At 69.8% G+C, this 11,696-nt stretch carries 10 protein-coding genes; 7 read left to right on the forward strand and 3 right to left on the reverse strand.

Annotated elements, in window-relative coordinates; all coding sequences use genetic code 11:
• The first annotated feature begins 373 nt into the window (after positions 1-373).
• From cseB to AB0M76_RS28685, 4 genes are all read left to right on the forward strand, one after another.
• Positions 374-1,069 carry a two-component system response regulator CseB gene (gene cseB / locus AB0M76_RS28670; RefSeq protein ID WP_365955629.1) on the forward strand — a complete coding sequence of 232 codons (696 nt, stop codon included), beginning with the start codon at positions 374-376 and terminating at the stop codon, positions 1,067-1,069.
• 5 nt (positions 1,070-1,074) lie between these two features.
• On the forward strand, positions 1,075-2,337 hold the full coding sequence (locus tag AB0M76_RS28675) for a HAMP domain-containing sensor histidine kinase (RefSeq protein ID WP_365955610.1): 1,263 nt from the start codon (positions 1,075-1,077) through the stop codon (positions 2,335-2,337).
• 155 nt (positions 2,338-2,492) lie between these two features.
• A complete protein-coding gene (locus tag AB0M76_RS28680) occupies positions 2,493-3,278 on the forward strand; it encodes an ABC transporter ATP-binding protein (RefSeq protein ID WP_365955611.1) in 786 nt (261 codons plus the stop codon).
• Between the two features lie 81 nt (positions 3,279-3,359).
• Positions 3,360-5,924 carry an FtsX-like permease family protein gene (locus AB0M76_RS28685; RefSeq protein ID WP_365955612.1) on the forward strand — a complete coding sequence of 855 codons (2,565 nt, stop codon included), beginning with the start codon at positions 3,360-3,362 and terminating at the stop codon, positions 5,922-5,924.
• Between the two features lie 210 nt (positions 5,925-6,134).
• On the opposite strand, the gene AB0M76_RS28690 is transcribed toward AB0M76_RS28685, so the two are convergent.
• A complete protein-coding gene (locus AB0M76_RS28690; RefSeq protein ID WP_365955613.1) occupies positions 6,135-6,743 on the reverse strand; it encodes a GNAT family N-acetyltransferase in 609 nt (202 codons plus the stop codon).
• Between the two features lie 117 nt (positions 6,744-6,860).
• Entirely contained in the window at positions 6,861-7,202 is a 342-nt protein-coding gene (locus AB0M76_RS28695; RefSeq protein WP_365955614.1) for a hypothetical protein, read from the reverse strand.
• A 432-nt stretch (positions 7,203-7,634) separates the two neighbouring features.
• On the opposite strand from AB0M76_RS28695, the gene AB0M76_RS28700 reads away from it, so the two are divergent.
• Positions 7,635-8,744, forward strand: a complete 1,110-nt coding sequence (locus AB0M76_RS28700; protein WP_365955615.1) for a substrate-binding domain-containing protein — start codon at positions 7,635-7,637, stop codon at positions 8,742-8,744.
• Positions 8,745-8,801: 57 nt separating this feature from the next.
• Here AB0M76_RS28700 and AB0M76_RS28705 read toward each other — a convergent pair whose 3' ends face one another.
• Positions 8,802-9,137, reverse strand: a complete 336-nt coding sequence (locus AB0M76_RS28705; protein ID WP_365955616.1) for a hypothetical protein — start codon at positions 9,135-9,137, stop codon at positions 8,802-8,804.
• 362 nt (positions 9,138-9,499) lie between these two features.
• Here AB0M76_RS28705 and AB0M76_RS28710 point away from each other — a divergent pair, with 362 nt between their 5' ends.
• Both AB0M76_RS28710 and AB0M76_RS28715 read left to right on the forward strand, forming a co-directional pair.
• Positions 9,500-9,925, forward strand: a complete 426-nt coding sequence (locus AB0M76_RS28710) for a hypothetical protein (protein ID WP_365955617.1) — start codon at positions 9,500-9,502, stop codon at positions 9,923-9,925.
• A 762-nt stretch (positions 9,926-10,687) separates the two neighbouring features.
• On the forward strand, positions 10,688-11,696 hold a 1,009-nt coding region (locus tag AB0M76_RS28715), incomplete at its 3' end, for a DUF6777 domain-containing protein (RefSeq protein WP_365955618.1).

Consider the following 11,696-nt stretch of genomic DNA (forward strand, 5'->3'; position numbering starts at 1 on the left):
CCCGGGCGCCGCGCTGCCGGGGCGGGCTTTGTATCCGGGGCGTATCAGGCAGCGCTTGGTTGCCCATCGAAACGGCGTGCAGGCCCTGAGCGACGAAGGGCCCACAGAGCTCCGGACGGCCCTGGATCCGCCGTCTGCCCGATCCCCGCCACCCCATCTGACCTGCATGTTCTCGGATGGAGGAGGTTCCCGGGAGGCGATGCGTGTCCGGCGGGCGACGCGGTCCCCGCGCCCGGTGCCTGCCGTATCGTTCCTTTCAGGTCGCCGGCCGTGCGTGAGCGCACACGGGGCCGATGCCGCCCGGCCCGCCCGAACAGGAGTCGTCCCCGTGTCCTCGCCCACTCCTGCTCCGGCCTCTCCGCGCCCCGTTCGGGTGTTGCTGGTGGAGGACGACGAGCTGATGCGCCGGTCCTTCGCCGTCGCCCTCGAGCGCTACGGCTACGAGGTGAAGGCGGCGGCCGACGGGCTCGCGGGGCTGGAGCTGTTCCGCGACGACAGCTTCGACCTGCTGATCCTGGACGTGATGCTGCCCGGTCTGGACGGGATCGGCCTGTGCCGCAGAGTCCGGGAAACCAGCCTGGTGCCGATCTTGATGATGTCCGCTCGCGGCGAAGGGCTCGACGTCGTCGCCGGCCTGGAGGCCGGCGCGGACGACTACGTCGTGAAGCCCGTGGACACCTACGTACTTGTGGCGCGCATCCGCTCGCTGCTGCGCCGGGCCACCTACGCTCCTGCTGCCGGAACCGGGCGCCCTGCGGGCGAGATGGCACCGTCGTCCGACGGAGACCGGCTGGTCTTCGGGGACCTGGCCATCGACACGCGCGGCCTGGAAGTGTTCGTCTCCGGAAGCCCGGTGGCGCTGACCCCGACCGAGCTGAAGCTGCTGCTGGAGTTCGCCGCCCACCCGGGCGTCGTGCTCGAGCGGCACACCCTGCTGCGCAACGTCTGGGAGTACGGCTGGGACGGCGACAGCCGGGTCGTGGACCTGTGCGTGCAGCGGCTGCGCAGGAAACTGGGCCGGGACCGGATCGAGACGGTCCGCGGCTTCGGCTACAAGTTCAGGCGCTGAGGCAGGTGCGCCCGTTCCACCGGCTGCGGCCGGCCCGCGCGTCCCTGCGCCGGAAGATCGCCGCACTGGCCGCGGCCATCGCCTGCCTGGTCGCGGCGGCGGTGGGAGTGCTGGTCCATCTGTGGACCGCGAGCGACATCCGCAGCCGGGCCGAACGGGATGCGTTCAACACCGTCTACTCGGCCATGGACACCTACCGGCGTACCGGAACGCTGGCGGACGGTGCCGAACTTGATCCCGCCGGCCTGCCCGACGTACTGTGCCACCCGGCCGACGGCAACCGGCGTACGGCCTACGACGGATACGTCAGCGGCAATCTGGGCCCGAGCGTCTGGGGCGCCCAGCGGGTCGGCGGCCCGGGCAGCCCGGTGCTGGCCGTCCGGTCCAACATGAACTCGGACCTCTACGGGCTGCGCCGACTCGACGTGAGCATGGCGGTGGCCTCCCTGGTCTCGCTCGCGGCGGCCGTACCCCTGGCGGTTTACGGGGCCGGTCTGCTCGGCCGTCGGCTGCGCCGGGTCTCCGAGACGGCGGTCCGGATCTCCGCCGGGGACCTCGATGCCCGTACAGGGCCGATCAAGGGCGGCGACGAGGTGGCCGACATCGCCGCCACCGTCGATCAGATGGCCGACAGCCTCGGCCGACGGCTGCGCGCCGAGCGCCAGTTCACCGCGGACGTGGCCCACGAGCTGCGCACCCCGGTCGGCGGCCTGCTGGTCGCCACCGACCTGCTGCCGCCCGGTGAGACCGAGGATCTGCTCCGGGGTCGCGTACGGGACCTGCGCGGCCTGGTCGAGGACCTGCTGGAGATCTCCCGGCTGGACGCGGGCGCGGAGCAGCCGGTCCGCGCCCGTGTGCCGCTCGGCGCGGTCGTCCGCGAGGCCGTGACGAGGACCGGACTCGATGCGGAGGTCACCGTCGCCGATGCGCCCGGCGGAGAGTCTGCCGAGGCGGTGGAGACCGACCCGCGCCGCCTCGAACGGATCGTCGGCAACCTCGTCGTCAACGCGCACCGGCACGGCGCGACCCCGGTCGAAGTCACCGTCGAGGGCCGCACGGTCGTCGTACGCGACCACGGCCCGGGCTTCCCCTCGGACCTGCTGCGCGACGGTCCGCGCCGCTTCCACACGGGCGCGGCGGAGCGCGGCTCGGGCCACGGCCTGGGCCTGACCATCGCCCTGGGCCAGGCCCGGGTCCTCGGCGCCGAGCTGCGCCTGGCCAACGCCCCGGACGGCGGCGCCGTCGTCACGTTGCGCCTGCCGGCCTGACACTGCCGGCCTGACCACCGCGATCGGCGCCGGCCCCCACCCCTACAGAACCGATACGAAGCGACGCGGACGCCGATACACGGCCGCCCCGGCTCCGATACACGCCCCGGACACCCTTCGAAGTGCACCCATTGGCACCCGAAGAGGAGTCCCCCGTGACCACCGCACCGTTCGACGCCCTCGCGCCGTATCCGACGACCGCCGGGATAGCGGCCGCCACCAGTGACCTGTCGAAGGTCTACGGCAGCGGCGACACCCGTGTCGTCGCCCTGGACCAGGTCAGCATCGCCTTCCGGGAGGGTGAGTTCACCGCGATCATGGGCCCCTCCGGCTGCGGCAAGTCCACCCTGATGCACTGCGCCGCCGGGCTCGACACGGTCAGCTCCGGCTCCGTCCGTATCGGCACCACCGAACTGAGCACGCTGAACGACCGGCAGCTCACCGAGCTGCGCCGCGACCGGGTCGGCTTCATCTTCCAGGCGTTCAATCTGCTGCCGACGCTGACCGCGCTGGAGAACATCACGCTGCCGCTGACCATCGCCGGACGCCGCCCCGACCGGCAGTGGCTGGACCGTGTGGTCTCCATGGTCGGCCTCTCCCAGCGCCTCGGCCACCGGCCCGGACAGCTGTCCGGCGGGCAGCAGCAGCGCGTCGCCGTGGCCCGGGCCCTGGTCTCCCGCCCCGCGATCATCTTCGGCGACGAGCCCACCGGCAACCTCGACTCCCGCGCCGGGGCCGAGGTCCTCGGCTTCCTGCGCGACTCGGTGCGCGAGCTCGGCCAGACCGTGGTCATGGTCACCCACGACCCCGTCGCCGCCGGCTACGCCGACCGCGTGGTGTTCCTCTCCGACGGCCGTCCGGAGGACGAGATGGCCCACCCCACCCCGGACCGGGTCCTGGACCGGATGAAGGCGTTCGACGCACGCTCCCGCACCAGCTGACCCGGCCTCACCCCGCCACCTGCGTCACACCTTCCCGTACCCCCAGTCATTCCCGTACCCCCACGTCCCCGAAAGCAGCCCATGCTGAGAACAGCCCTGCGCAACGTCCTGGCGTACAAGGCCCGTCTGGTCATGACCGTCCTCGCGGTCTGCCTGGGTGTCGCGTTCGTCTGCGGCACCCTCGTCTTCGCGGAGTCCTCCGCCGCGGCCTACCGCGCCGCCGCGTCGAAGAACTTCGCGGACATCGCGGTCACCGTGACCCCGAAGGACTCCCCGCCCGGGGCCGCGGACGACAAGCCCGGAGCACTCGACGACGCGCTCGTACGGAAACTGGCCGATGTGCCCGGTGTCGCCGCCGCGCGTCCCGCAGCCGACGGCTCGGCAACCCTGAACGGCGCGGACGGCGCTCCGCTGCGCGCAGGCAAGGCGTGGGCGAACCTGGCCGGCGCCTACGTGCCGGGCAAGGACGGCAAGGACAGCCGCCATCCGCTGGTCAAGGGCCACGCCCCCCGGAACGGCGACGAACTCGCCGTGGACAGCGCCGCCGCCGCCGCAGGCGGGTTCGGCATCGGCGACACGGTCACGCTGGCCACCGACGGCCCGGTCATGAAGAAGCGGCTGGTGGGAATCGTCACCACCCAGGACACGCGGGTGACCGCCGGCGGCACCCTCGTACTGTTCGACAAGGCGACCGCCCAGGAGCTGTTCGCCTCCCCTGGCCAGTACACCTCGATCGACCTGTCCGCGACGCCCGGCACCGACCAGTTCAGGCTCTCCGAACGGGTCACCGCCGTGCTCCCGGCCGACCGGGCCGAGGCCGTCAGCGGCGCCGCCCAGGCCACCCAGCAGGCCACTTACCTCGACACGCTGACCCGCGGCTACCAGAAGATGCCGATGATCTTCGCCGGAGTGTCGCTGTTCATCGGCTCGTTCCTCATCGTCAACACCTTCACCATGCTCGTCTCCCGGCGTACCCGGGAGATCGCACTGCTGCGGGCGATCGGCTCCTCGCGCCGCCAGGTGGTCCGCTCCATCCTCTGGGAGGCCGTACTGGTCGGCCTCGCCGCGTCGGTGGCCGGCTTCCTGCTCGGCCTCGGCATCGCCTCCGTACTGCCCGGCATCCTGAGCACCTCGCAGGACACACTGCCCCGCGGCCCCCTGGTGATCGGTCCGGTGCCCGTCGTGGCGGCGCTCGGGGTGGGTGTGGGCGTCACGGTGCTCGCCGCGTGGCTGCCGTCCCGCAGGGCGGCGAAGGTCGCGCCCATCGAGGCGCTGCGCTCGGCGGAACAGCCGCCCACCGCCACCGCGTCCCGGGTCCGCGGTGCGGTGGGGCTGGTCCTGCTCGCCGTCGGCGCCGGGCTGCTGGTGTCGCTCATGGGGGCGAAGGACGCCTCGGTGGAGAACCTGCAGAACGCGATGTTCGGCTGCGCCCTCGTCGTCGTCGCCATGATCGTGCTGGCGCCGCTTCTGGCCGGCCCCGTGATCCGGCTGAGCGGACGACTGACCGGCCGCTTCGGGATCACCGGGCACCTCGCCCGGGAGAACGCGCTGCGTGACCCGCGGCGCACCGCGGCCACCGCCTCCGCCCTGATGATCAGTACGGCGCTGGTCGCCGGGCTCGCCGTCATCGGCAACTCCAGCGGGCAGGCCCTCGACCGGCAGGCCGCGGCCGGCCTCGGCGCCGACTACGTGATCAGCAGCCGTACGACGATGACGTCCATCGACCCGGCCGCCGAGAAGCGGGTGGCCGACACCCCCGGGGTGAAGACGGCGGCCGCCGTTGCGGACTCCGTCGTGTTCACCGTCGGCGGCGGTGTCCAGGTCATCGCCGGCGTCGACCCCGGCACCGTGAACGCCGTCATGAAGCTCGGCTTCGTCAGTGGCTCCCTGAAAGACCTCGGACCGGGCCGGATCGCCGTCTCCAGCACCACCGCCCGCGAACAGCACCTGAGCACCGGCAGCCGGCTCGACGCCCGCATCGGCCGCAGCCAGGAGCTCGAGCAGTACACCGTCGTCGGCGTCTACGAAGACAACCCCACCGCCGGGGAGGTACTGGGCGACCGCACCGAGGTCCAGCAGCACAGCTTCAAGACCGGAACCATCCAGCGGATCCTCGTCCGCACCGACAGCGGGGCGGTCTCCGGGGCCACCGAGGACCGGCTGCGCACCGCCGTGGGCAACAGCCCGCTGGTGCAGGTGAAGGACCGGAAGGAACTCGTCCAGGAGGCCGCCGGCTCTCTGGGCAACCTGCTGACCCTGATGTACGGGCTGCTCGCCATCGGCGCCGTGATCTCCGCACTCGGCATCGTCAACACCCTGGCCATGTCGGTCTCGGAACGCACCCGCGAGATCGGTGTATTGCGCGCCATCGGCATGGACCGCAGTGGCATCCGGAGGATGATCCGCCTGGAATCGGTGACCGTCGCCGCCTTCGGCACACTCCTGGGCCTGGCAGGCGGGCTGTTCGGAGCCTGGACGGTCGGCGCTCTGGCCAACGGCGCGATGACGCAGTACTCCCTGGCCCTGCCCTGGGGGACGCTGCTCCTCGTGTGCCTGCTGTCCCTCACGATCGGCGCGATCGCGGCGGCCGTCCCGGCCCGCCGGGCAGCCGCCCTGAGCCCGCTGGAGGCCGTCGTGGAGATGTGACGCAGCACGTACCGAGGGCCGGGTCCCCGAGGCCCGGCTACCGTCTCCGGCCGACTGCGGGGTCAGAGCTGAGTCCGGTCGACAGCCGTAATCGACTGCGGTGGCAGAGGCCATGGACCGCATCCTGTCAGCGGCCTCTGACACGGCAGGGCCGAGAGCCGCAGCCCGCTGTTCGGCAGGCTGCGGCTCTCGCGGGCCGCTGGGAAGACCTCAGGCGCTGGCCGGGTGGCGCGGCTCGCGGCGCATCGACCACAGGGTCGGCCCGCCGCCCGGGAGCCGGAACTCGCCGAGCACCGTGAAGCCGAAGTGCTCGTAGACGGGGAGGTTGGACGGCTTGGAGGACTCCAGGTACGTCGGCAGGCCGGCCGCGTCGGCCTGGGCGAGGCCCGAGCGGAGGAGGGCGGCTCCGTGTCCCTGGCCCTGCGCGGCAGGGTCTGCGCCGACCACGGCCAGGTACCAGTGCGGCTCCTGGGGTCCCTGCCCGGCAGCCGCCGCCACGGCTTCGCGGAACAGCGGAGCTCGGTCGCCCAGGATCTCCCCGAGCTCCTGGATGGTCTCCGCGTCGGGAACGGCCTTGTCCTGTGCGCCCGGCGGCACCCAGAAAGCCGCCGCCGCGTCGGTGCGTTCGCATACGCCGTGCCGGCCGTACTGCCGGGTGAAGATCGTGCTGAAGTAGCGGCCCAGCCCCGCCTCGCGTGTGGCGTCGTCGGGGAAGAACCAGCGCATCATCGGGTCGTCGTCGAAAGCGCGGGCCAGGGTGCGGCCGATCGGTGAAGCGTCGTCGATCGATGCCGTCTTGGGAGTGTTTCTCATCGACATACCGGCTATTCTGCACCCGATGATCTTCGACGGGCCGAGCGGGCCCCGGCTTCGGCCGGGGCCCGGACGAGGAACGACCGGGAAGTCGGGGAGCGGAGCCGCCGGCGTCGGGAACGGTCAGGGGATCAACACGCAGTGGTTCTCGATCACCCTGCCACTGCGGTCCAGGCCACCGCAGACGGCCAGCCGCGGATACGCCCTGAACTCTCGGTTGATGACGAACCGGGCCCGCGACACGCCGGCCTTGCTCCCCCGGTAGTCGCCCACGAAGGCGCGCAGCGTCCCCGGCAGCCCGTCCCTGGTGGTGACGGTGATGTCCTGGACGTAGTCGCGCCCCTGATAGGCGGTGGCCACGCAGATGTAGGTCCCGCACGTGGACTTGACCTCGGCGCTCGCCGGTGCTGCGGTCACCAACGCCGAAGCACAGGCTGCGGCGAGGGCCGCTGCGACCGTCGCCAATCGGCGCCGCGTAGGTGTCGGTGTCACCGACCGGACCCTCTTCTGGCGTGCGTACATCACGGGATTACCTCCAAGCTGTGATGGCCGACTGCAAGACGTGTCCACGGTGTCACGTTCGGTTCCGCTCCGGCATGCGGCGTCGCCGATCGGTGGGGCCTGAGGGCGGATTTTCACACCGTCTCTACAGGCCGACCCCGACGTTCAAGTGCCGGCAAGTGGTCGGAGTCCGGGCGGACTCTTCAAAAGTTGAACTGCTATTGGAGGGTCAATCGTGCTGAAAAGACGTACTAATTCCTGGATTGTGAGGATGCGGAGCGTGATGGCAACGTTGCCATCTCGTTAATAGTTCACTTCTTGACGGTGGTGTCGACGCCGAGTTGACTGCGTCTACCTCGGCCGCCAGTACAGGGCCTCGTCAGGGAGGTTTACATCGTGAACACATATCTGGGTCGAGTCGCTGCTGCAGTCGCTGCTTCCGCGATAGCTGTCTCCCTCACTGCCTGCGGCAGTACGGATGAGGACGCCGGCGCGAGACCCGGGGCCTCCGCCACGGGTGACGCGATCAAGGTCGGCCTCCTGCTTCCCGAGGACCAGACGGCGCGCTACGAGAAGTTCGACAAGCCGCTGATCGAGAAGGAAGTCGCCAAATTCACGCGAGGCAAGGGCAAAGTGGTTTATGCCAACGCCAAGCAGGACGCGGCCGCCCAGAACTCCCAGGTCGAAGCGATGATTGCCGACAAGGTTCACGTCCTCGTCATCGACGCGGTGGACGCCAAGGCCATCGCCGGCTCGGTGAAGAAGGCCAAGGACGCCGGCATTCCGGTCATCGCCTACGACCGCCTGGCGGAAGGTCCGATCGACGCCTACACCTCCTTCGACAACGAAGACGTCGGCAAGGTCCAGGGCAAGGCACTGCTGGATGCCCTGGGCGACAAGGCCAAGGACGGCCACATCGTCATGATGAACGGCTCGGTCACCGACCCGAACGCCAAGCAGTTCAAGTCCGGTGCGCACTCCGTCTTCGACGGCAAGGTGAATGTCGGCAAGGAGTACGACACCGTCGACTGGAAGCCGGAGAACGCCAACACGAACATGGCGGCCGCTCTGTCGGCGCTCGGCAAGGGAAAGATCGTCGGCGTCTACTCCGCCAACGACGGAATGGCCGGCGGCATCATCACCGCCCTCAAGGCGGCCGGAATCTCCAACCTGCCCCCGGTCACGGGTCAGGATGCCGAACTGGCCGGTGTGCAGCGGATCGTCGCGGGCGAGCAGTACATGTCCGTCTACAAGCGGTACGCGCCGGAGGCTGCCGCCGCCGCGGAGATGGCCGTTGCCCTCGCCAAGGGCGAGAAGATCGACGGAATCATCAACCAGATCGTCAACAGCCCGACCACCAAGGGCGTGCCCTCGGTCCTCGTCCCGGGCGTCGCGCTGACCAAGAGCAATGTGAAGTCCACCGTGGTCGACGACGGCGTCTACACGGTCGACGAGATCTGCACCGACAAGTTCAGGGCCGCGTGTGAAGAGATCGGCCTGAAGTAGCAGGACACCGGGGCTGCCATGCGCGCAAACCCCGGATCCCGCCTGGGCGCGCGGCGCTCACCTCGAGTCGGTCGGTGGAGTCCAGGCGGGCCACACCGGCATGGGATACCGGGGTGCGCGCCGCATGCGTGTTTCGCGCGCGAGGAAGGTGATTCCCGAGACGAGGGTCGCGGTGAACGACACCACCACGATGGCGGGCCGCCACATGTTGGCGGCCCCCACCAGGTCAAACCACACCACTGACGACGCTGCCGCCAGGACCGGCAGCCACGCGATCCTGGCCCCGCGCGAGAGCCTGCCGCTCACCGCGACGAATGCGTATCCGAGGGCCGCGCCCGGTGTGACAGCCGCGATCAGACCCAGAAGCAGGAAGACGAAGAAGGCGATGATCACGTTGCGCTGACCTCCGGGTCTCAGGGCAACCGTGCACGCGGGCAGGCGGATCCTTGTCCCCTGCTCCGGAGGGTTCCCGCAGGCAATACTGTCAGAGCCTTTGAACACGTTCAATGCTGCCCCGTTGCGGCACGGACAGCTGCGGGCCGGGCCGGGTCGCGCCGGCCGACGGCAGCTTCTACCAAGATCGGTTCCAGGGGTCAAGCCACGTATTCGAGTGGCGTGACGCACGCGCCCCTGCAGGGTTTATTTGGAGTACGCCCTCACCGGGGAACTCCCGGAGAACATGAGGCCGGAACACGATCCCGGTCTTTTCTGCGGGGCGGAAAACAAACCCTTTTGACACCGAATGGAGAATCATCATGTCTGAACGTTTTTGGACCCGTCGCATCTTCCTGGCCGGAGCTTCCGTCGCACTGGTCGGTGGTGGCATCGCCCTGCCGGCGACCGCCATGGCCGCACCGACCGCCGCCCCGCAGCAGGCCGTCAACCTCCTCCAGGACGACAGCGCCGACGGAATCGGTACCGGCGGCGACGCCAACGCCGAGAACACCACCGTCGGCGGTACCGCCAAGGGCGGCAATGCCTCCACCGGAGTCGGCAACTGCAAGGGCAAGTGTGTGATCACCACCGGTAATGCGCGTGGCGGTGACGCCAGTGCCGATGCCATCAACACGGGCGATGCGACCGCCGTGGGCGGCGACGGTACGGGCAAGGGTGGCCAGGTGAACAAGCAGAACATCAAGCTGCAGGTCAAGGAGAACCTGAAGCAGAAGCTCGGTCAGTGAGGTCTGACTTCCTCCACACCGGGAACCACCCCACGCAGCAGTAGCCGGAGAGGCCACAGCCTCTCCGGCTACTGCTGCGTGGGGTGGCGCTACCGCACGCCCGCAGAGCATGTTGCGACCCACGACTCGTGCGGCTGACGGTGCACGTTCCAGGGCCGCCCGCGCCTCCCCGCCCGCGTGGCGAAACCCTGCTCCCCCCGTCATGTCCAGGCGCTGGAGAGGGCCAGAGCGGTCGTGCCTGCCAGCCACCGGGACCACCATCGTCAGTCGTCAAGTCACGAAAACTCGGAACGTGACGCGATCCGAAGTCGAGGGCTTACTCAAGACATGGGCTCACGCACACCGGCTGGCCCCACCCGCGTCAACACGGGGAAGAGACGGGCCCGTCCGGCCGCCTCTTCACCTTTTTTCGCGGGGGAGAAATTTCCAATATTCACGCCTCCGGGACTCGGAGGTCATACTGGCGATTAGGAGCGAGCACATGCGAATGACCATTGTTTTCCCGATGTCCCACGTCGGGGGGAGTGTGTCGTGAGTTCCCTACCCCCTTCGTCCGAGCGTCCCACCGGGCCCCCGTCCGGTCCGCTGTCCGGTCGGCCGACAGACGAGCACGCTCCACCGCCGGGGCCTCCGCCGCCCCCTGGGCCCCCTGGGCCGCCGACCGTCAGTGGCGAGCCGGGTGAGCCCGGCCGGCGCCGCGAGGGGTCTTCTCACGGATGGCGCTCGCGCCGAACCCTGCTGAGTGCCGGCACCGCCGTGGCCATGGCCACGGCAGTGGTCCTCGCCTTCACCGTCATGGGCGGAAACAAGGCGGTCGGCGGAGAGGTCTTCCTGCAGCCCGCCTCGGCGGCCGGCCCCGACCCGTTCACCCCCTCGACGTCCGCGGAATCCACGGACGCCGGAGTCGTACCCGTAGCTGCTGCTCAGTCGAAGGACGGCACAGCCGGTGCGCGCACCCTCGAGGTCAACGGTGCATACCCGGGGCTCTACGGCGGCACGCGGAACCTCGCGAGCTGCGACGTCGAGAAGCAGATCCAGTTCCTCTCGCAGCACAAGGACAAGGGGAAGGCCTTCGCCGCCCCCCTGAGCATCGAGCAGTCCGACATCCCCTCGTACCTGCGGTCGCTGACTCCCGCCCGGCTCGGCTGGGACACCCGGGTCACCAACCACGGGTACAAGAACGCCGCGCCCACCAGCTATCAGGCGGTGCTGCAGGCCGGCACGCCCGTCCTGGTCGACAACCGCGGCGTACCTCGCGTCCGCTGCGCCTGCGGCAACCCCCTGGCCCCGCCCGTCGCCGTCAAGGGCAAGCAGACGTACAGCGGCAAGGAGTGGTCGTCGTTCCAGTCCTCCGACCTCGTTGCGGTCAAGCCCGCCGAGAAGCCGGTGAAGACGGTCATGATGTTCGATCACGACCGCAAGGGCTGGTACGAGCGGTCCAGCGGCGACGTGCAGGGCAAGCACGACCACGATGTCCCGCCCCCGAAGGGCCAAACCCCCGACGCGGCGTACCCAGTCCTGCCCCCGACCGATTCGGGACCAGTGGAGAAGCTCCCCGAGAAGGACAAGGGCAGGGAGCAAGAAAGGGAAACAGATAAGGGGACCCAGACAGGCCAGAACCCCGAGAAGGGCACGAACCAGGTTCCTGGGAAGGGTAAGGGCGAGGTCCCTAAGCAGGAGACGGGGAAGGTTCCTGGGCAGGAGACGGAGAAGGTTCCCGAGAAGGGTAAGGACGAGGCTCCTAAGCAGGAGACGGGGAAGGTTCCTGGGC

This window comes from Streptomyces sp. NPDC051364 (genome assembly GCF_040682115.1).
Taxonomy (GTDB): domain Bacteria; phylum Actinomycetota; class Actinomycetes; order Streptomycetales; family Streptomycetaceae; genus Streptomyces.